General features: G+C 71.1%; 20 protein-coding genes. 3 read left to right on the top strand and 17 right to left on the bottom strand.

Annotated features, from left to right (window positions below; all coding sequences use genetic code 11):
* Positions 1-11: 11 nt before the first annotated feature.
* Together V5F67_RS12715 and V5F67_RS12710 are read right to left on the bottom strand one after the other, a co-directional pair.
* Complete coding sequence (locus V5F67_RS12715) at positions 12-776, bottom strand: SDR family oxidoreductase (RefSeq protein WP_394017497.1); 765 nt, start codon at positions 774-776, stop codon at positions 12-14.
* 77 nt (positions 777-853) lie between these two features.
* Positions 854-1,612 carry a TerC family protein gene (locus tag V5F67_RS12710; protein ID WP_394017498.1) on the bottom strand — a complete coding sequence of 253 codons (759 nt, stop codon included), beginning with the start codon at positions 1,610-1,612 and terminating at the stop codon, positions 854-856.
* A gap of 308 nt (positions 1,613-1,920) precedes the next feature.
* Between V5F67_RS12710 and V5F67_RS12705 the strand changes: the two genes are divergently transcribed.
* Entirely contained in the window at positions 1,921-3,099 is a 1,179-nt protein-coding gene (locus V5F67_RS12705) for a UbiH/UbiF family hydroxylase (RefSeq protein WP_394017499.1), read from the top strand.
* Positions 3,100-3,207: 108 nt separating this feature from the next.
* Here V5F67_RS12705 and rpsI read toward each other — a convergent pair whose 3' ends face one another.
* From rpsI to V5F67_RS12685, 4 genes are all read right to left on the bottom strand, one after another.
* Positions 3,208-3,690 carry a 30S ribosomal protein S9 gene (gene rpsI / locus V5F67_RS12700; protein WP_394017500.1) on the bottom strand — a complete coding sequence of 161 codons (483 nt, stop codon included), beginning with the start codon at positions 3,688-3,690 and terminating at the stop codon, positions 3,208-3,210.
* Positions 3,691-3,692: 2 nt separating this feature from the next.
* Complete coding sequence (gene rplM / locus V5F67_RS12695; RefSeq protein ID WP_394017501.1) at positions 3,693-4,154, bottom strand: 50S ribosomal protein L13; 462 nt, start codon at positions 4,152-4,154, stop codon at positions 3,693-3,695.
* Between the two features lie 204 nt (positions 4,155-4,358).
* Complete coding sequence (locus V5F67_RS12690; protein WP_394017502.1) at positions 4,359-4,970, bottom strand: NAD(P)H-dependent oxidoreductase; 612 nt, start codon at positions 4,968-4,970, stop codon at positions 4,359-4,361.
* An 86-nt stretch (positions 4,971-5,056) separates the two neighbouring features.
* A complete protein-coding gene (locus V5F67_RS12685; RefSeq protein ID WP_394017503.1) occupies positions 5,057-5,878 on the bottom strand; it encodes an enoyl-CoA hydratase in 822 nt (273 codons plus the stop codon).
* 119 nt (positions 5,879-5,997) lie between these two features.
* Here V5F67_RS12685 and V5F67_RS12680 point away from each other — a divergent pair, with 119 nt between their 5' ends.
* The gene (locus V5F67_RS12680; RefSeq protein ID WP_394017504.1) at positions 5,998-6,432 is read left to right on the top strand and encodes a PaaI family thioesterase; all 435 of its coding nucleotides are present in this window, start codon (positions 5,998-6,000) and stop codon (positions 6,430-6,432) included.
* A gap of 98 nt (positions 6,433-6,530) precedes the next feature.
* Complete coding sequence (gene rimO / locus V5F67_RS12675; RefSeq protein ID WP_394017505.1) at positions 6,531-7,862, top strand: 30S ribosomal protein S12 methylthiotransferase RimO; 1,332 nt, start codon at positions 6,531-6,533, stop codon at positions 7,860-7,862.
* Positions 7,863-7,883: 21 nt separating this feature from the next.
* Here the strand turns inward: rimO and V5F67_RS12670 are convergent, their stop codons facing one another.
* The 11 genes from V5F67_RS12670 to V5F67_RS12620 form a co-directional block, all read right to left on the bottom strand.
* Complete coding sequence (locus V5F67_RS12670) at positions 7,884-8,846, bottom strand: AEC family transporter (RefSeq protein ID WP_394017506.1); 963 nt, start codon at positions 8,844-8,846, stop codon at positions 7,884-7,886.
* Between the two features lie 763 nt (positions 8,847-9,609).
* Positions 9,610-11,049, bottom strand: a complete 1,440-nt coding sequence (serS, locus tag V5F67_RS12665; protein ID WP_394017507.1) for a serine--tRNA ligase — start codon at positions 11,047-11,049, stop codon at positions 9,610-9,612.
* A 198-nt stretch (positions 11,050-11,247) separates the two neighbouring features.
* Positions 11,248-12,060 (bottom strand): twin-arginine translocase subunit TatC, encoded by an 813-nt coding sequence (tatC, locus tag V5F67_RS12660; RefSeq protein ID WP_394017508.1) that lies wholly within the window; start codon positions 12,058-12,060, stop codon positions 11,248-11,250.
* On the bottom strand, positions 12,057-12,548 hold the full coding sequence (tatB, locus tag V5F67_RS12655) for a Sec-independent protein translocase protein TatB (protein ID WP_394017509.1): 492 nt from the start codon (positions 12,546-12,548) through the stop codon (positions 12,057-12,059). The genes tatC and tatB overlap by 4 nt, the downstream gene beginning before the upstream one ends.
* 65 nt (positions 12,549-12,613) lie before the next feature.
* Complete coding sequence (locus V5F67_RS12650; protein ID WP_394017510.1) at positions 12,614-12,847, bottom strand: twin-arginine translocase TatA/TatE family subunit; 234 nt, start codon at positions 12,845-12,847, stop codon at positions 12,614-12,616.
* Between the two features lie 63 nt (positions 12,848-12,910).
* Entirely contained in the window at positions 12,911-14,005 is a 1,095-nt protein-coding gene (locus V5F67_RS12645; RefSeq protein ID WP_394017511.1) for an ABC transporter ATP-binding protein, read from the bottom strand.
* Positions 14,002-14,739: an SMC-Scp complex subunit ScpB gene (scpB, locus tag V5F67_RS12640; protein ID WP_394017512.1), complete on the bottom strand. Its 738-nt coding sequence runs from the start codon at positions 14,737-14,739 to the stop codon at positions 14,002-14,004. The genes V5F67_RS12645 and scpB overlap by 4 nt, the downstream gene beginning before the upstream one ends.
* Complete coding sequence (locus V5F67_RS12635) at positions 14,736-15,551, bottom strand: segregation and condensation protein A (protein ID WP_394017513.1); 816 nt, start codon at positions 15,549-15,551, stop codon at positions 14,736-14,738. Before V5F67_RS12635 ends, scpB begins: the two co-directional genes overlap by 4 nt.
* A gap of 6 nt (positions 15,552-15,557) precedes the next feature.
* Positions 15,558-16,571 carry a beta-N-acetylhexosaminidase gene (gene nagZ, locus V5F67_RS12630; RefSeq protein ID WP_394017514.1) on the bottom strand — a complete coding sequence of 338 codons (1,014 nt, stop codon included), beginning with the start codon at positions 16,569-16,571 and terminating at the stop codon, positions 15,558-15,560.
* Between the two features lie 131 nt (positions 16,572-16,702).
* Complete coding sequence (locus V5F67_RS12625) at positions 16,703-17,839, bottom strand: peptidoglycan DD-metalloendopeptidase family protein (RefSeq protein ID WP_394017515.1); 1,137 nt, start codon at positions 17,837-17,839, stop codon at positions 16,703-16,705.
* A 369-nt stretch (positions 17,840-18,208) separates the two neighbouring features.
* Positions 18,209-18,436 (bottom strand): FmdB family zinc ribbon protein, encoded by a 228-nt coding sequence (locus V5F67_RS12620; RefSeq protein WP_394017516.1) that lies wholly within the window; start codon positions 18,434-18,436, stop codon positions 18,209-18,211.
* Positions 18,437-18,472 lie beyond the last annotated feature (36 nt).

Below are 18,472 nucleotides of genomic sequence, written 5' to 3'. Positions count from 1 at the left end.
CGCAAGCACCCTCAGCGCCCGCCCGAGATGTTGAGCACCGCGCCGGTGACATAGGACGCCGCATCGGAGAGCAGCCAGAGGATGGCGCGCGCCACCTCCTCGGAGGTGCCCGGCCGGCCCAGCGGGATGGTGGGGGCGAGGCGCGCGAGCCGGTCCGGCTGGCCGGAGCGCGCGTGGATGCCGGTCTCGATGAGGCCGGGGGCGACCGCGTTCACCCGCACCCGCTCCGGCCCCAATTCCCGCGCCAACCCGACCGTCAGGCTGTCGATGGCGCCCTTCGAGGCGGCGTACCAGACATATTCCCCCGGCGCGCCGAGCCGGGCCGCCATGGAGGAGACGTTGACGATCGCGCCGCCCGCCCCGCCATGAGCGATGGAGATGCGCCGCGCCGCCGCCTGCGCCACCAGCAGCGCGCCGGTGACGTTGAGGTCGAGCACGCGCGCCAGCTCGGCCGCCGGGATGTCGGCGAACCGGCTGGCCGGGCCGGTGATGCCGGCATTGTTCACGAGATGGGTGAGGCGCCCCAGCCGGGCGTCCACCTCGGCGAACAGGCGCTCCACCTCCGCCGGGCGGGACACGTCGGCCTTGAACAGCTCCACCTCGGCGCCGGCGGCGCGGGCGGCGGCGGCGGTCTCCTCCGCCTCCCTGTCGGCGGAGGCATAATTGAGGGCGATGCGATAGCCCTCCTGCGCGGCGAGCCGCACGGTGGCGGCGCCGATGCCCCGGCTGGCGCCGGTGACGAGAAGAACGCGATCGGAAAGCACGCGATCTGACATGGGACCCTCCCTTGGCCGTCGAACCTCCCCACTCCCGGTCCTCTTTCTTGCCTTTTGCTCTTTCTTGCCTTTTGCCTTCACGCCCTGGACTTGCGGGCCTCCGCGCGGCGCCGGCGCCGGCCGGAGGCGGCGACGTTGAGCACCTCCACCATCACCGAGAACGCCATGGCGGCGTAGATGTAGCCCTTCGGCACATGAACGCCGAAGCCGTCCGCCACCAGCGTCACGCCGATCAGCACCAGGAAGGCGAGCGCCAGCATCTTGGTGGTGGGATGGGCGGCGATGAACGCGCTCAGCGGCCCGGAGGCGATGAACATGATGCCTACCGCGATGATGACCGCCGTCACCATGATCTCCACGTGCTCGGCCATGCCGATGGCGGTGAGGATCGAATCCACCGAGAACACGATGTCGATGATGACGATCTGCCCCACCAGCAGGAAGAAGCTGCGGCGGGCCCGCGCGCCGACGCTCATCTCCGCGTCGAGCTCGTCCTCGTCCTCGCCCTCCACCGTCGCATGCATCTCGTGCGTCGCCTTGGCGATCAGGAAGCCGCCGCCGCCGATCAGGATCAGGTCGCGCCAGGAGAAGCCGTAGCCAAAGGCGGAAAAGACCGGCTCCTTGAGCCCGATCAGCCAGGACAGCGCGAACAGCAGGCCGATGCGCATGACGAGCGCGGCCGAAAGGCCGATCTGCCGGGCACGCAGCGCCATGTGCGGCGGCAGGCCCTGCACCAGCAGCGAAATGAACACCACATTGTCGATGCCGAGCACGATCTCCATGGCGGTGAGCGTGACCAGCGCCGCCCACGCTTCCGGCGAAGCGATCCATTCCATTGCCGCGAGCCCCCGAGGTGGCCTTGGAGCGCGATCCGATCAAGTTGCAGCCATTTGATCGGTGAATCGCCCTCCAACTTAATGGTAGAGAACGCGTGATCCGAGCAGCTTGCGTTGCAAGCCGATCGGCGCGCGCTCTAGTTTTCCCGTGCTTCCATGCGGTCATCAAGGGGACTTTCGGCACGGCCGCCATGCGCCGGGATGGGTCAACCGGCCGCGCGACCCGAGCGCCCCTTGGGCCTATGATTGCGCCGTCGCCGCCGGCCCGGCCGGCGGGCGGGCATGACAGAAAACGGCGGGAGCGGCACATGGCGGACCGGACGAGCTTCGACGTGGCGGTGGTGGGCGCCGGCCCGGCGGGCCTCGCCTTGGCGCTCGGCCTCGCGCGGGCGGACGTTCCCACCGCCCTGGTCACCGGGCCGGCCCGCGGCGTTGATCACCGCACCACCGCGCTGCTGGACGGCTCGGTGCGCATCCTCAAGGACTTCGGGCTGTGGGACGAGGTGGCGCCGAAGGCCGCGCCGCTCAGGGACCTGCGCATCGTCGATGCCACGCGCCGCCTCGTGCGGGCGCCGGAGGTGACGTTCCGCTCGGCCGAGATCGACCTCGACGCCTTCGGCTACAATCTCGCCAACGACGACCTGCGGCTCGGCCTCCTCGCCGCCGCCGAGGCCGAGCCGGCGCTCTCCATTTTCCGCACCTCGCTCACGGGCCTCGCGGTGGAGGCCGACGCGGCGCGTCTCGCGCTCGCGGACGGCACCGCGCTGTCGGCCCGCCTCGTGGCGGCGGCGGACGGGCGCGCCTCGCGGGTGCGCGAGGCCTGCGGCATCTCCATGCGGCGGCGCGACTATCCGCAGGTGGCCTTCACCGCCACGGTGCGCCACACCCGGCCCCACGAGGACACTTCCACCGAATTCCACACCGAGACCGGCCCGTTCACCCTGGTGCCGCTGCCGGGGAACCGCTCCTCCATCGTCTGCGTGGTGAGCGACCGCGAGGCGGTGCGCCTCATGGGCCTGCCGGACGCGGAGCTGGCGCGGGAGCTGGAGGCGCGCTGCTTCTCCCTGCTGGGCGCGTTCGAGATGGAAGCGGGCCGAGGCGCCTTCCCGCTGGCGGCCGAGACCGCGCAACGCCTCGTCGCCCCGCGCGTGGCGCTGACGGCGGAGGCGGCGCACATCATGCCGCCCATCGGCGCGCAGGGGCTCAATCTCGGCCTGCGCGACGCGGCGGGGCTGGTGGCGCTCGCCGGTGAGGCGCGGGCGCGCGGGCGTGATCCGGGCGATCCGGCTCTGCTGGAGCGCTACGAGGCGGCGCGCAGGCGCGACATCGAGGCCCGCATGGCGGCGGTGGACCTGCTCAACCGCTCGCTGCTGTCGGAATTCCTGCCGGTGCAGAGCGTGCGCGGGCTCGGCCTATATCTGCTCGACCGCGTCGGCCCCCTGCGCCGCGCGGTGATGCGCCTCGGCGTCGGCAGCCGGGCGGCGTGAGGGGCCGGCCGACCCGGTCTCGCCCCCGCCTCGCCCCCCCTGCCCTCCCAAACGAAAACGGCGGGGCCAGAGGCCCCGCCGTCTCCCATCGGAACGTGAATTCCGCGATCAGCGCTTCGAGAACTGGAACGAACGGCGGGCCTTGGCGCGGCCGTACTTCTTGCGCTCGACCACGCGGCTGTCGCGGGTCAGGAAGCCGCCCTTCTTGAGCGGGCTGCGCAGCTCGGGCTCGTAGTAGGTGAGCGCGCGGGAGATGCCGTGGCGCAGCGCGCCGGCCTGGCCGGAGAGGCCGCCGCCGGAGACGGTGCACACCACGTCGTACTGGCCCTCGCGGGCCGCGGCCTGGAACGGCTGGTTGATCAGCAGGCGCAGCACCGGACGGGCGAAGTAGACCTCGATGTCGCGGTCGTTGACGGTGATCTTGCCGGTGCCGGGACGAACCCACACGCGGGCCACCGCGTCCTTGCGCTTGCCGGTGGCATAGGCGCGGCCGAACTTGTCCAGCTTCTGGACGTGGACCGGAGCTTCCGGGGCCACCGCCACCACGCCCGCCGAACCGAGGGCGTCGAGGGACTGAAGAATCTCGGCCATGTTCAGTTCCTCACGTTCTTGCGGTTGAGCGCCGCCACGTCGAGGGCGACCGGCTGCTGGGCCTCGTGCGGATGGGCCGGGCCCTTGTAGACGCGCAGGTTGCCCATGATCTTGCGGCCGAGCGGGCCGCGCGCGAGCATGCGCTCCACCGCCTTCTCGATCACGCGCTCGGGGAAGCGCCCCTCGAGGATGAACTTCGCGGTGCGCTCCTTGATGCCGCCCGGGAAGCCGGTGTGGTGGTAATAGACCTTCTGGTCCTTCTTGCGGCCGGTGAACACCGCCTTCTCCGCGTTCACCACGACGACGTTGTCGCCGCAGTCCACGTGCGGGGTGTAGGTGGGCAGGTGCTTGCCCTTCAGGCGCATGGCGATGATGGTCGCGAGGCGGCCGACCACGAGGCCGCTGGCGTCGATCACCACCCACTTCTTCTCGATATCGGCGGGCTTGGCCGAATACGTCTTCATGGGGATCATCCGAATAAGAAGGCCGGACGCGAGGGCGCCCGGCGATGGAGAGGGCTTTTAGCGGACGCCCCGCGCAGCGTCAACGCCGCAAACATAGAAATACATATGTTTTTTCAATGCCTTATAAAAACGGTGTTATCGCACCATTTAAATTCACGCTGAAATGCAGCCGCTTAAGGGACGTTCGGGCGGCGTCTTATCTCATTACCGGCCGGCATTGCCCAGCGCCGACATGGCTTGGAGCCAGCGCTCGCGCGCGCGAGCGCTCAGGCGCTCGACGCCGCCGATCAGCGTGGACCGCACCGGCGCGATGCCGACCAGCCCGAGGATGTTGCGCTTCAGGATCGCCGTCCCGGCCGACAGGAACCAGAGCCGGAACGCCAGCGCCGGCATGCCCATGGTCACCACGATCCGCGCCGTGCGCCCCTTCAGCAGCGGCTTCGGGAAGCCCTTCCCGTCCGCCCCGTAGGCATAGGCGAAGCCGGGGCGCATGAGCTGCTCCAGGAGGCCCTTGAGCAGCGCCGGCATGCTGCCGAGCCAGAGTGGGAAGAAGATCACCACGTGCCGCGCCTCCAGCAGCGCCCCGCGCGCCTCGGCGAGCTCGGGCGGAGCCTCGCCGGTGAGGAAGTCGGCTTGCGACCGCAGCAGCGGGAAGTCGAGCCGCGCCACGTCCACCACGACCACCCGGTGGCCGGCGCTGCGCGCCCCGTCCGCATAGGCCTGCGCCAGGGCGTGGCAGAGATGGCCGCCTTTGGGGTCGGGATGGCCCTGGATCACGAGAACGGTGCCGACGGAGGCTTCCTGCAGATCGGTCATGGCGCTGGCTCTCCCGCGAGCCCTGCTTATGCTGCGATGCGGAAAAGCCCGCATTGAGCGAGATCAGGCGCCGCCGGCCCGGGGGCCTACCGGTCCTCCCAGCTCGCGGGCCGCTTCTCCAGCACCGCGGAGATGCCCTCGTCGGCGTCGCGGGCGAGCATGTTCTCGGTCATGACGCGGCTGGCATAGGCATAGGCGTCGTCGAGGCCCATCTCCATCTGGGCGTAGAAGGCTTCCTTGCCGAGCTTCACCGGCACCGTGGACTTGGCGGCGATGCGCCGCGCCAGCTCCTGCGCTCCCGCCAGCGCCTCCCCCGCCGGCACCACGCGGTTGACGAGGCCCATGCGATGCGCCTCCTGCGCCTCCACCCATTCGCCCAGCAGCAGCATCTCCAGCGCGTGCTTGCGGCCGAGATTGCGCGAGAGCGCCACCATGGGCGTGTGGCAGAACAGGCCGATATTGACCCCCGGCGTGCAGAAGCGGGCCTTCCCGCCCGCCACCGCGAGGTCGCAGCTCGCCACCAGCTGGCAGCCGGCCGCCGTCGCCATGCCCTCCACCGCCGCGATCACCGGCTGCGGCAGGCGGACGATGGCGGTCATCAGCGCCGAGCAGCGGGCGAGCACGTCGGCGAAATAGGCCCGGCCGCGATCGGCATCGCCCCGGTGCGCCTGGATCTCCTTGAGGTCATGCCCGGCGGAGAAGACCGGGCCGTCCGCCGCCAGCACCACGGCGCGCACCTCGGGATCGGCGGCGATGCCGGCGAGCGCCGAGGAGAGCGCCGCCATCATCGCCTCGGACAGGCTGTTGCGCGCCTGCGGCCGGGCGAGCGTGAGCGTGCACACGCCGTCCGCCACCGCGCTGGTCAGCACGGGGGCGGCGCCTTCGTTGGCGGCGGGGTGAAGGGTCATGCGGCGTCCTTCCGGTCCTGCAACGCCGCGCGGCTCGCCGGCGGCGCATTGACGTTTTCGCCGCCCATCTTATTCAGGTCGCGTGCCGGGCGCGAGCGGCGCCCTTGGGAGAGCGGACCATGGCTTCGGGGACGGTGATGACGGCGGCGGAGCTCGAGGACTTCCTGAGGGAGGTGTTCCCGCAGGCCTTCGGCCCGACCCGCCCGCACCACGTGGTGGCGCTCGGCCACCGCACCGCCACCATCCGCCTCGACGCCGACGACGCGCACCTGCGCCCCGGCGGCACGGTCTCCGGCCCGGCGCTGATGGCGCTCTCCGACGTCGCCGTCTACGCCGCGCTGCTGGGGCAGATCGGCAGGGTGGCGCTGGCGGTCACCACCAACCTCTCCATCAACTTCCTGCGCAAGCCGGCGCCGGGACCGGTGTTCGCCGATGCCCGCATCATCAAGCTCGGCAAGCGCCTGGCGGTGGGCGACGTGGCGCTGCGCGGCGGCGGCAGCGAGGATCTGGTGGCGCACTGCGTCGCGACCTATTCCATCCCCGACAAGAGGTAACCGGGCGCGGGCGCTCCGGGTCCGGGATTGACGCCGGCGCGCCGCTCCCGTAACGGCTGCGCCTTCCCTTGAACCCCTCGAAAGAACCGCCGCGCCCCATGGCCGAGACCGCCGAGAAGTCGCCCCGCATCTCCTTCGTCTCGCTGGGCTGCCCGAAGGCGCTGGTGGACAGCGAGCGCATCGTCACGCGCCTGCGCGCCGAGGGCTACGAGCTGACGCGCACCCACCAGGGCGCCGATCTCGTCATCGTGAACACCTGCGGCTTCCTGGACAGCGCCAAGCAGGAGAGCCTCTCCGCCATCGGCGACGCCTTGGCCGAGAACGGGCGCGTGGTGGTCACCGGCTGCATGGGAGCCGAGCCCGAGGACATCCTGAAAGCCCATCCGAGCGTGCTCGCCATCACCGGCCCGCAGCAATATGAGAGCGTGCTGGCGGCGGTGCACGAGGCGGTGCCGCCCCGGCACGACCCGTTCCTCGACCTCGTGCCCGACCAGGGGGTGAAGCTCACCCCGCGCCACTACGCCTATCTCAAGATCTCCGAGGGCTGCTCCAACCGCTGCACCTTCTGCATCATCCCCAAGCTGCGCGGCGACCTGGTCTCGCGCCCGGCCGGCGAGGTGCTGCGCGAGGCGGAGAAGCTGGTGAAGGCGGGGGTGAAGGAGCTGCTCGTCATCTCGCAGGACACCTCCGCCTACGGCCAGGACATCCGCTATGCGCCGAGCCCCTTCGGCGACAAGGAGGTGGCCGCGCGCTTCGTCGACCTCTCGCGCGCGCTCGGCGAGCTCGGCGCCTGGGTGCGCCTGCACTACGTCTATCCCTATCCGCACGTCGACCCGATCATGGCGCTGATGGCGGAAGGCAAGGTGCTGCCCTATCTCGACATTCCGTTCCAGCACGCGAGCCCCACCGTGCTCAAGCGCATGAAGCGCCCGGCCTCGCAGGAGAAGACGCTGGCGCGCATCGAGGCGTGGCGGCGGGCGGTGCCGGACCTCACCGTGCGCTCCACCTTCATCGTCGGCTTCCCGGGCGAGACCGAGGCCGAGTTCCAGGAGCTTCTCGACTTCCTGGAGGCGGCGCAGATCGACCGCGCCGGCTGCTTCAAGTTCGAGCCGGTGCGCGGCGCCGAGGCCAACGCGCTCGCCGATCCGGTGCCGGACGAGGTAAAAACCGAGCGACACGACCGCTTCATGCGCGCCCAGCAGGCCATCTCCGCCCGCCGCCTGAAGAAGAAGGTGGGCACGCGCCAGCAGGTGATCGTCGATCAGGTGACGCCCGGCGGCGGCATCGGCCGCACCAAGGGCGACGCGCCGGAGATCGACGGCACGGTGAGGATCGCCGCCCGCCGGCCGCTGCGCGTGGGCGAGATCGCCACCGTGAAGATCGAGGCCGCCGGCCCCTACGACCTCGCCGGGACCGCGGTGGGCTTCTGAGAGGACGGGCGTCCGCTCGCCTCAGGGGAACAGATCGAGCGGGATCAGCTGCTCGCGCAGCAGATAGAGCATGCCCGTCACCGTCACCACCGACACCAGCGTGCCCACCAGCACGGCGGCGGAGGCCTCCTCCACATAGGTGTGGTACTGGCGCGCCAGCACGAAGCAGTTGAGCGCCGGCGGCAGCGCCGCCATCAGCAGCAGGGTCTGGGTCCAGGCGGGCGAGAAGCCGCCGAAGATCGACAGCGACACCAGCGCGATCGCCGGATGCACCAGCAGCTTCAGGCCGAGCAGCGGCGGCAGCTCCGCCGGCACGCGCCGCAAGGGCCTTAGCGCCACCGTCACCCCGAGCGTGAACAGGGCGCAGGGCGCGGCGGCGTTCTTCAGGAAGTCCAGCATCTTGGCGATGGCTGCCGGCTCCTGGAACTTGATCGCCGCCGCCAGCACCCCGAGCAGGGTGGCGATGTTGAACGGGTGGGTCAGCACCCGCTTCACGATGATGCCGAAGGTGGTCCAGAGACTCTCGTGCTGGCCGCCGCGCATGGCCATGAGCAGCGGCACCAGCGTGAAGAAGAACACGCTGTCGCAGGCGAAGATGAGCGCCGCCGGCGTCGCCGCCCCCTGCCCCAGGGCCGCCAGCGTGAGGCCGGGGCCCATGTAGCCCACGTTCGCATAGGCGCCGACCGTGGTGGCGATGGCGGCCTCGCCGATATTGCCCTTGCGGAAGAACAGCCCCAGCCCCAGCGCGATCAGGGCGCAGGTGGCGGTGGAGGCGAGGACGGCGAGGATGAAGGCGCCGTTGGCCAGCTCCTCGAACGGGGTCTGGGCGACGATACGGTAGAACAGCGCCGGCAGCGCCACATAGATGATGAAGAAGGACAGCCAGGCGAGCCCCGCCTCCGGCAGCTTCACCACGCGCCCGCAGAAATAGCCGAGGAAGATCAGGCCGAAGAAGGGGAAGGCGAGGCCGATGAGGTCGGTCACGGGCGGTTTCCTGGTGCCGCGGGGCGGGAGGGGCGCGGCGAAGCTAGCGGCGCGCCGCGCCGATGGAAAGCGCGCGGACGGAATGGCTCGGCGCGGGCTTATGCGTGGGCCTGCGCGCGCGGGCGCCCCCTCACCCCCGGCCCCTTTCCCGCGAGGGGAGAGAGAGGAGACGCGCCCTTCGCCCTGCGGGGCGCCATGCAGGGCGCCGGACCGGCATTCGGCACGGACGCCGGCCCAACCGTTCGCGCCCCTTTCATCACCACCGTCAACCCCCGGCTTGTCCGGGGAATCCAATGATCCACACGCCCCGGGGGGCAGTCCAGGCGGCGCGCTGACCCATGGTGGATGCCCCGGACAGGCCGGGGCATGACGTGGCGCGAAATCGGCCGTCATCCGCGATAGACCCAGACCTGAGCATTTGCGTCCCCTCTCCCGCGTGCGGGGGAGGGTCAGGGTGGGGGCAGGCCGGGGGCAGGCGCGGTGGTTGCTGCGAGAATGGGAGCCCATCCGCAAAGGGCAGTGAAATCAGAGGCGGCGCTTTCCCCCTCCCCGGCCCTCCCCCGCACGCGGGAGAGGGAGAGGTGCCCGCTGTCGGAGGGGCGCCGGCCCCGCCGTTCGCGCCCCCTCTCCCCTTGTGGGAGAAAGCGGGGAGAGGGGTGGCGCCGGGCGGGGCCCCGGCTTCAAATGGGAAGCGCCCAGCCCCCTCACCCTGCCCTCTCCCCGTGGGGGGAGAGGGTTTGCGGCGGGGCATGCGGCGGTGGGGCTACTTCAGCTTCTCCACCAGTTCGAGGCCGCCCATATAGGGCTTCAGCGCCTCCGGAACGGCGATGGCGCCGTTCTCCTGCTGGTAGGTCTCCATCACCGCCACCAAGGCGCGGCCGACGGCGACGCCCGAGCCGTTGAGCGTGTGGACGAAGCGCGGGCCTTTCCCCTCGGCGGGGCGGTAGCGGGCATTCATGCGGCGGGCCTGGAAGTCGCCGCACACCGAGCAGGAGGAGATCTCTCGATACGCCCCCTGCCCCGGCAGCCAGACCTCGATGTCGTAGGTCTTCTGCGAGGCGAAGCCCATGTCGCCGGTGCAGAGCGTGACCACGCGGTAGTGCAGGTCCAGCTTCTTGAGCACCGCCTCGGCGCAGGCGAGCATGCGCTCGTGCTCCTCGATGGATCTTTCCGGCGTGGTGATGGAGACCAGCTCCACCTTGGTGAACTGGTGCTGGCGGATCATGCCGCGCGTATCCCGCCCCGCCGCGCCGGCTTCCGCCCGGAAGCAGGGCGTGCAGGCGGTGAGGCGCAGCGGAAGCTCCTCCTCGGAGAGGATGGACTCGCGCACGAGGTTGGTCAGCGGGACTTCGGCGGTGGGGATGAGCCAGAGCTTTCGTCGGCCGGATAACCGAACCTGATCAATGTAGTTCAAAATCTCCGCGTGAGACGGGTCGTCGGGCGAATTATCCTTTGTTATCAGATCAAACTTCGCTTGCCCGTAAGAAATTGAAGTTTCGCTGCCTGCATACGTCCCAAACTGATCATCCTCAAACTTCGGCAGCTGCGCCGTCCCGAACATGGCCTCATCCCGCACCAGCAGCGGCGGGTTCACCTCCATGTAGCCGTGCTCGCTTGTGTGCACGTCGAGGAAGAACTGGCCCAGCGCCCGTTCAAGCCGCGCAAGCGGGCCCTTGTTCACCACGAAGCGGGCGCCGGAGAGCTTGGCGGCGGTCTCGAAATCCATCTGGCCGAGCTGTTCGCCGATCTCGAAATGCTGCTTCGGCGCGAAGGCATAGTCACGCGTGCCGCCGAAGGACGACTTCGGAACGTTGTCGTGCTCGTCCTTGCCGTCCGGCACCTCGGCCAGCGGCACGTTGGGGATGCCGGCGAGCTTGGCCTCAAGCTCCGCATCGATGCGCTTCACCTCGGCTTCGAGCGCCGGCACCTCCTCCTTGAGCTTGGCCACCTCGGCCATGAGGGCGGCGGCGGTGGCCTCGTCCTTCTTGGCCTTGGCCTGGCCGATCTCCTTGGAGGCCGCGTTGCGGCGCGCCAGCAGGCCTTCGAGCTTGGTGAGATTGGCGCGGCGCTCCTCGTCGAGAGCGCGGAGCGCGTCCACCAGCGCCTTGCCCTCGGCAGCAGCCGCGTCCGATCCACCGCCACGCCGCGCCAGCGCGCCGATGAGGGCGCCCGGCTCCTCGCGGATCCACTTGATGTCGTGCATGAGACGCTCCGCCTTGTGAAGCGGGCTGCGACCGGCATCCCCCTCATGCGTCATGGCCCGGCTTGTCCGGGCCATCCACCTCTCCCTCAAGCCCGCGGCCGACGGAAGCGTGGATGCCCCGGACAAGCCGGGGCATGACGGCCCGAGGGAAGCCCCGCGCCCAAAAACCGCGTTCTCCGGAAAAGGCCCCGCCGCCGCTCAGCTTGCCGGCGTCGAGGCGTCGGCCGCGTTGCGCGCCGCCTCTTCCGCCGCCCGCCGCCTCTCGACGATGCCCACCAGATAGACCGACACCTCGTAGAGAAGCAGCGTCGGCAGGGCAAGGGAGAGCTGGCTGATGACGTCCGGCGGGGTCAGCACCGCCGCCGCCACGAACACGCCGACGATGGCGTAGCGCCGGGCCTTGCGCAGCATGTCCTGGGTGACGATGCCGATGCGCGCCAGCAGCGTCAGCACCACCGGCAGCTGGAAGCAGATGCCGAAGGCGAGGATCAGCGTGGTGATGAGGGAGAGATACTCCGACACCTTCGGCAGCAGCGAGATTTCCGCCTGCCCGTCGCCGCCCGCCTGCTGCATGCCCAGGAAGTAGGTCATGGCGAGCGGCATGGCGATGAAATAGACGAACGCCGCGCCGATCAGGAAGCAGATGGGGGTCGCCACCAGATAGGGCCTGAAGGCGTTCTTCTCGTGCTTGTAGAGTCCCGGGGCCACGAACATGTAGAGCTGCGCCGCCACCACGGGAAACGAGATGAACGCCGCCCCGAACATGCCGAGCTTGATCTGGGTGAACAGGAATTCCTGAGGCGCGGTGTAGATCAGCTTCACGCCCGGCGCGAAGCCCGAGGCGAACTCGTAGGGCCACAGCAGGATGTTGTAGATCTGCTTGGCGAAGGTGAAGCAGAGGAAGAAGGCGATCAGGAACGCCACCACCGACTTGATCAGCCGCGAGCGCAGCTCGATCAGGTGCTCGATCAGCGGGGCCTTGGAGGCGTCGATCTCGTCTTGCTCGCTCATGAGGCGCTCTTGTCGGGCGCGCTCAAAGGCGCGGCCTCGGGGGCGGGCGGGTCGAAGCTGGGTGCCGGCAAAGGCTCGGCGGGCGGCGGCGGGATCAGCTCGGCGGGCGCGGGATCAGCGGCGGCGGCGGCGGCTGGCGGGGCATCCGGCGCCTTCGGCTCCTCGGGGCGCGGCGCCTCGGTCTTGGTGCCGCCCTCCACGGTGGAGCGGATCTCCTCGCGGATCGACTTCAGCGGGTCGAACATGTCGGCGGTGGCCAGCGTCGAGCGGGCGCTGTCGGTGATGTCGGTGATCTCCTTGCGCATGTCGGCGATATCCGCCTCGCGCAGGGCCTCCTGGAACTGCCCCTGGAACTCGCCGGCCATGCGGCGCAGCTTGGCCACGGTCTTGCCCACGGTGCGCAGCACCGTGGGCAGCTCGTGCGGGCCGATCACGATCAGCGCCACGATGCCGATGAGCATCAGCTCCGACCAGCCGATTTCGAACATGTGCGCGCCAAGCCGGCGGCGGAGCCGCCGCCCTCCTCAAGGGGTTGTGGTGGGCCGGCCTGAGATCAGACGGGCTTCTTCTCGGCCTCGGGGGCGCTCGCGTTCTGGTGCGGAATCGGCCGCGGCGCTTCCGGCGGGGTGGCCGCCTTGGCCGGCTCGTCGTCCTCCGCCATGCCCTTCTTGAAGGACTTGATGCCCTTGGCCACGTCACCCATGAGGTCGGAGATCTTGCCCCGGCCGAACAGGAGGAGCACCACGGCCAGCACCACGATCCAGTGCCAGATGCTCAACGAACCCATCTACCGTCCTCCAGATTGTCTTGTCGCCCGGCGCAGCGCGCCGGGGCATGCGTGGCGCGCAGACTAGGCGTCGGAAGCGGCGAAAACAAGAACCTCGCCCGGATCGGCGGTAACGCCCACCTCCTCGCCGCGCGCCGCCGTGCCGGCGTCCTTCAGACGGGCGACCACGGGGCGCGCGACGCCCTCCACCATCACTTCCACGAGATCGAGCTCGCCCAGGAAGCGCCGGTCGATGACGCGCCCCGGCCGGCCGCAGCCGCGCGGGCCGATGCGGATGCCGGCCGGCCGCACCGCCGCCACCACCGGTCCGTCCGGGACGTGCGCCGGCACGGCGAAGGCGCCGAGCGCGGTCTCCGCCCGGCCGCCGGCGGCGATGCCGGGCACCTCGTTCATCTCGCAGAAGAATCGCGCCACGTTGAGGTCCACCGGGTCGCGGTAGAGCGTCGCCGGCGGCCCCGCCTGCACCAGCTCGCCCCGGCGCACCAAGGCGATGCGGTCGGCGAGGCGCATGGCCTCCTCGGGGTCGTGGGTGACGATGATCGAGGTCGCCTTGGCGTCGCGCAGCACCGCCAGCGTGTCGGCGCGGACCTGGTCGCGCAGGCGCCGGTCGAGGCCGGAGAACGGCTCATCCAGCAAGAGGATGCCCGGCCGCGGCGCCATGGCGCGGGCGAGCGCCACGCGCTGCTGCTGGCCGCCCGACAGCTCGTGGGGATAGGCGTCCGCCACCTCCTCCAGGTCCACCCGGGCGAGCGCGCGCCGGGCCTCGGCGAGGCCCTCCGCCCGCGGCAGGGCGCCGAGGCCGAACATGACGTTCTCGAGGTTGTTGAGGTGCGGGAACAGCGCGAAGTCCTGGAACACAAGGCCGACGCCGCGCTTTTCCGGCGGCACGAAGGTGGCCGGCGACGCCACCTCCCGCCCGTCCAGCAGGATGCGGCCGGCGTCCGGCCGCTCGATGCCGGCGGCGAGCCGCAGCAGCGAGGTCTTGCCGCACCCCGAATGGCCGAGCAGGCAGATCACCTCCCCCGGCTCGATGTCGAGCGAGACGCCGCGCACAGCCGGCACATCGCCATATGAGAGGCTGACATTGTCGAACGAAAGCCGCTTGGGAATCGCGGCGGGGGTGCGGGGGCGTGCGCCGAGGCTTGCGAGGGCACTCAATCTCTTGCGTCCTCTTCGTCGGCGGGCTCGTCCTCGTCCGAGGGCGGCGGCGTCAGGGCGAAGTCGAGCGGCTCGCTTTCCAGCGCCTCCTCGTCCTCGTGGAGGTGGGGGTCGTCGGAGGGCAGAGGGATGGTGAAGCCGGGCGGCAGTCGGCCGTCGATGAGGCCGGCGCCCTTCATCTCGTCGAGGCCCGGCAGGTCCTGCACCTGGTCGAGGCCGAACTGCACCAGGAAGGCCGGCGTGGTGCCGTAGGTCACGGGCCGGCCCGGCGCCTTGCGGCGGCCGCGCAGGCGCACCCAGCCGGTCTCCAGCAGCACGTCGAGCGTGCCCTTGGAGGTGGACACGCCGCGGATCTCCTCGATCTCGGCCCGCGTCACCGGCTGGTGGTAGGCGACGATGGCGAGCACCTCCACCGCCGCGCGCGAGAGCTTGCGCGGCTCGGGCGCGCGCGCCGCCACCACGTGCGCGAGGTCGGGCGCCGTGCGCAGCATCCAGCCGCCGGCCGCCTTCACCAGGTTGACGCCGCGCCGGGCATAGTCGGCGGCAAGCGCATCCATCAGCGCGCCGATGTCCGCCTCCTTGGGCAGGTGGGCCGACAGGGCCTGCGCGTCGAGCGGCGCCGAGGCGGTGAAGAGCAGCGCCTCGACGGTGCGCAGGTCGCGCACGAAGGCGACGGCGCGCTCGTCGTCGGGGCGGACGTCGAACAGGTCGACGCGCGGGGCGGCCTTGTTCATGGCCCCTCCCCGGCCGGCTCGCCGTCAGCCTGGTGCGGCCGCAGCCACAGGGGGGCGAAGGGAGCGTCCTGGCGGATGTCGAGCATCCCCTCGCGCACCATCTCGAGGCTGGCCGAGAAGCTGGAGGCGAGCGCGGTGGCGCGCTGGGCGGGCTCGGTCATGTAGTCGATGAGGAACTGGTCGAGCCGCATCCAGTCCGAGAGCCCGCCGCCCAGCAGCCGCTCCAGCCGCTCGCGCGCCTCGGCCAGCGACCACACGGCGCGGGTCTTGAGCGTGACGTGGGACAGCGCCTTCACCTGCCGCTGGCGGGCATAGGCGGAGAGCAGGTCGTAGAGCGTGGCGGTGTAGGTCACCGGCCCCTTGGGCAGGTCGCGCGGGTCCGGCAGGGCGCGGGCGAGCACCTCGCGACCCATCTGCGGGCGGTCCATCAGCTCCTGCGCCGCCTTGCGGATGCGCTCCAGGTGCCTGAGGCGCCGGGCGAAGGCGTCCGCCAGCTCCTGGGCGCTCGGGCCGTCCTCCTTCGGCGCCGCCGGCAGCAGCAGGCGCGATTTCAGGTAGGCGAGCCAGGCCGCCATCACCAGATAGTCGGCGGCGAGCTCCAGGCGGCCGCGCCGCGCCTGCTCGATGAAGGCGAGATACTGGTCCGCCAGCGCCAGGATGGAGATGCGGGTGAGGTCCACCTTCTGGGTGCGGGCGAGCGCGAGCAGGAGATCGAGCGGCCCCTCGAAGCCGTCGATGTCGACGACGAAGGCGCCCTCCCCGCCCCTGGGGAGCTCGTCCTCGGCAAAGCTCGGCGCCGCGTCCCCGGCCATCTCGGATCACGCCTCCCGTGAAAGGAGATGCTGCACCTCGGCGCGCAGCGCCGCAACATCAACCGCGTCGGCCATTTTGCGCAGCGCCAGCGCGCGCCCGGCCCGCTCGGCGGCGAGGCCGGCCAGGGCCGGAGCGACGGCGGCGACCTCCGTCATCTCCTCCAGCCTGCCGTTGCAGTGGAGCAGCATGTCGCAGCCGGCGGCGATGGCGGCGCGGCCCCGGTCGGCGAGACTGCCCGCGAGCGCGCCCATGGAGAGGTCGTCGCTCATGAGCAGGCCGGAAAAGCCGATGTCGCGGCGGATCACGTCGGCGATCATCACCGGCGAGGTGGTCGCGGGATGCTCCGGATCGATGGCGCGATAGACCACGTGGGCGGTCATGCCGAGCGGCAGGTCGGCGAGCGCGCGGAAGGCGGCGAAGTCCTCGGCCTCCAGCACCGCGCGGGGCGCCGCCACCACCGGCAGGCGCTCGTGGCTGTCGGCGGGGGCGCGGCCGTGGCCGGGAATGTGCTTCACCACCGGCAGCACGCCGCCGTCGATGAGCCCGTCGGAGGCGGCGCGGGCGAGCGCGGCCACCTTGGCCGGCGTCTCGCCATAGGCGCGGTTGCCGATGATGCCGTGCCCGTCGGGATGCCGCAGGTCCGCCACCGGCAGGCAGTCGACGTCGATGCCGAGCGCCGCAAGGTCCGCCGCGATGGCGCGCGAATTGAGCCGCACCGCCTTCAGCGCCGTGGCGGGATCGTGGTCGTAGAGCACGCCGAACGGCTCGGCCGGCGGGTATTCGGGCCAGTGCGGCGGCCGCAGGCGCTGCACGCGCCCGCCCTCCTGGTCGATCAGCACCGGCGCGTTCCAGCCCACCGCCTCGCGCAGCGCCCCGACCAGCGCGCGCACCTGCGCCGGGTCCTCCACGTTGCGGGCGAAGAGGATGAAGCCCCAGGGCGCGCTTTCGGCGAAGAAGGCGCGCTCGTCGGGCGAAAGGCGGGTTCCGGCGCAACCGGAGATGAAGGCGCGGACGGTCATGGCTTGCCCCTATAAGCGGCCTCGCGCGCCGTCAAGCCGCGGGGGCAGCGGGCACGGGCCGGACAAAAGAAAACGGCCGGGCGAGCCCGGCCGTCTGCGATGAGGTTCTTCTGGCGCGATGCCCGCCCGGATCAGAGGCCCGCCACGTAGCGGCTCGGGTCCACCGGCTGGTTGCCCTTGCGGATCTCGAAGTGCAGCTGCGGGGTCTGGACGTTGCCGCTCTGACCGGCCTTGGCGATCACCTGGCCGCGCCGCACCTGGTCGCCGCGCTTCACGTCGATCTCGCTGGCATGGGCATAGGCGGTGACATAGCCGTCCGCGTGCTTGATCAGCACCAGATTGCCGAAGCCCTTCAGCTCGTTGCCGGCATAGGCGACGGTGCCGTCCTCGGCGGCGCGGATGGCGGTGCCCTCCGGCACGGCGAAGTTCACGCCGTCATTGTGGGTGCCGCCGGGCTTCGGCCCGTAGCCGGCGATCACGCGGCCGCGCACCGGGGCACGGAACTGCGGCCCCGAGCCGGCGGCACGCGGGCCGTCATCGGCGTCGGCCACCTGGGTCAGCTTGGCGGCGGTCTCCACCTTGGCGTCGGCCTTCTGGCCGGCCGGAGCCGGCGCGGGCGAGGCGGCGACGGCCTGGGTCTTGGCGGCGACCTTGGGATCGGCAGCCTTCACCTCCGCCTGGGCGACGGCCGGCTTGGGCTGAGCGGCGGCGACCTGCGCCGGCCTGGCGGCCGGAGCGGGAGCCGGAACCGGGGCCGAGGCCACGGCGCGCGGCGCCGGGGGAGCCGCCTGCGGCGCCTGGGCGACGCTGGAGCGCTGCGGGATCACGAGGGCCTGGCCGGTGCGCACGGTCATGCCGGGGGCGATGCCGTTGGCCGCGCCGAGCTGGTCGGCTCCGACCCCATAGGTGCGAGCGACCGAACCGAGGGTCTCGCCGGCCTGCACCACGTGGGTGCCGGCCCTCGCCGGTGCCGGAGCGGCGCCGTAGCCCTGGCCGCCATTGTAGGCGGGCGAGCCGTAGAGCGGCTGGCTCCCGGCCGAGGCATAGGAAGAGGGAGCGCCCTGCCCGGGCGGCGGAAGCGGGCTCGACATCACGGCGCCGGCCGGCGCGGAGGTCCGCAGCGATCCCGTCACCTCCGGTGCCGGCTGGCCGCCATAAGACACCGCACCGGCGCCCATGGGAGCCCCGCTCTCGGCGGCGAAGCGGTTGGTGTCTGAGCTGCACCCGGCAACGGCGCCGGACACAAGGCCGACCACCGCCAATCGCACGAGGACATTTCGCCCAAAAGTCTCGTTGGAGCTACGCATGTGACCGAACTCGCACGCAACAGAACATGCCACGCACTAAAGAGCCGCAGGCGTAAACGGCGGCTTAAGTCCGGAGCGGCAAAGCCCGATCTTCCAACGTTTCGCTGGCCCGTTGCGAAATTGCCACAGAGTGGTTTTCCGGTAGGGAAGAGGCGGTGACGAGGTCCTTGTGAGAGGCGCGCGGGTCGGCCGCCCGCGGCACATCGCGCCCATGGGCCCTCCGGTCGATCCGGAGCGATGGGGAAAAGGCCCAGGCCGGCCCCGGGAATGCCGTCATGTTCCGGCTCGGCCGGAGCGCATCCGCCGCAGCCGGCGATACACCCGCGCCGGTCAGCCGCCCCGCTCGGCGCGGCTGTAGTTGCTCATATGGCCCTCGCGCGCCGCCTGGGCGCGGGCGGACTTGATGATCGCCCGGCTCTTGCCCTCCGGCGCGATGCGCGAGGGCATCCGCTCCATCCGCGCGCTGCCGCAGGCCGGGCAGATGGCGGTGTCGGACGCCCCCATCAGCAGCTCGGAATCCTTGTCGCAATCCTGACAATGATAAGAATAGAGCGGCATGCCCGCCTCGTTCGTCGGTATCGCAAATCCCTCGCC

The organism is Xanthobacter pseudotagetidis (assembly GCF_043194795.2).
GTDB classification, from domain to species: domain Bacteria; phylum Pseudomonadota; class Alphaproteobacteria; order Rhizobiales; family Xanthobacteraceae; genus Xanthobacter; species Xanthobacter tagetidis_A.
This window is presented reverse-complemented; position numbering and strand designations above follow the sequence as displayed.

Excerpts from the sequence above, each read along its gene's own strand:
- V5F67_RS12715 (WP_394017497.1), bottom strand. The coding sequence starts at position 776 with ATGTCAGATCGCGTGCTTTCCGATCGCGTTCTTCTCGTCACCGGCGCC.
- V5F67_RS12710 (WP_394017498.1), bottom strand. The coding sequence starts at position 1,612 with ATGGAATGGATCGCTTCGCCGGAAGCGTGGGCGGCGCTGGTCACGCTC.
- V5F67_RS12705 (WP_394017499.1), top strand. The coding sequence starts at position 1,921 with ATGGCGGACCGGACGAGCTTCGACGTGGCGGTGGTGGGCGCCGGCCCG.
- rpsI (WP_394017500.1), bottom strand. The coding sequence starts at position 3,690 with ATGGCCGAGATTCTTCAGTCCCTCGACGCCCTCGGTTCGGCGGGCGTG.
- rplM (WP_394017501.1), bottom strand. The coding sequence starts at position 4,154 with ATGAAGACGTATTCGGCCAAGCCCGCCGATATCGAGAAGAAGTGGGTG.
- V5F67_RS12690 (WP_394017502.1), bottom strand. The coding sequence starts at position 4,970 with ATGACCGATCTGCAGGAAGCCTCCGTCGGCACCGTTCTCGTGATCCAG.
- V5F67_RS12685 (WP_394017503.1), bottom strand. The coding sequence starts at position 5,878 with ATGACCCTTCACCCCGCCGCCAACGAAGGCGCCGCCCCCGTGCTGACC.
- V5F67_RS12680 (WP_394017504.1), top strand. The coding sequence starts at position 5,998 with ATGGCTTCGGGGACGGTGATGACGGCGGCGGAGCTCGAGGACTTCCTG.
- rimO (WP_394017505.1), top strand. The coding sequence starts at position 6,531 with ATGGCCGAGACCGCCGAGAAGTCGCCCCGCATCTCCTTCGTCTCGCTG.
- serS (WP_394017507.1), bottom strand. The coding sequence starts at position 11,049 with ATGCACGACATCAAGTGGATCCGCGAGGAGCCGGGCGCCCTCATCGGC.
- tatC (WP_394017508.1), bottom strand. The coding sequence starts at position 12,060 with ATGAGCGAGCAAGACGAGATCGACGCCTCCAAGGCCCCGCTGATCGAG.
- tatB (WP_394017509.1), bottom strand. The coding sequence starts at position 12,548 with ATGTTCGAAATCGGCTGGTCGGAGCTGATGCTCATCGGCATCGTGGCG.
- V5F67_RS12650 (WP_394017510.1), bottom strand. The coding sequence starts at position 12,847 with ATGGGTTCGTTGAGCATCTGGCACTGGATCGTGGTGCTGGCCGTGGTG.
- scpB (WP_394017512.1), bottom strand. The coding sequence starts at position 14,739 with ATGAACAAGGCCGCCCCGCGCGTCGACCTGTTCGACGTCCGCCCCGAC.
- V5F67_RS12635 (WP_394017513.1), bottom strand. The coding sequence starts at position 15,551 with ATGGCCGGGGACGCGGCGCCGAGCTTTGCCGAGGACGAGCTCCCCAGG.
- nagZ (WP_394017514.1), bottom strand. The coding sequence starts at position 16,571 with ATGACCGTCCGCGCCTTCATCTCCGGTTGCGCCGGAACCCGCCTTTCG.
- V5F67_RS12620 (WP_394017516.1), bottom strand. The coding sequence starts at position 18,436 with ATGCCGCTCTATTCTTATCATTGTCAGGATTGCGACAAGGATTCCGAG.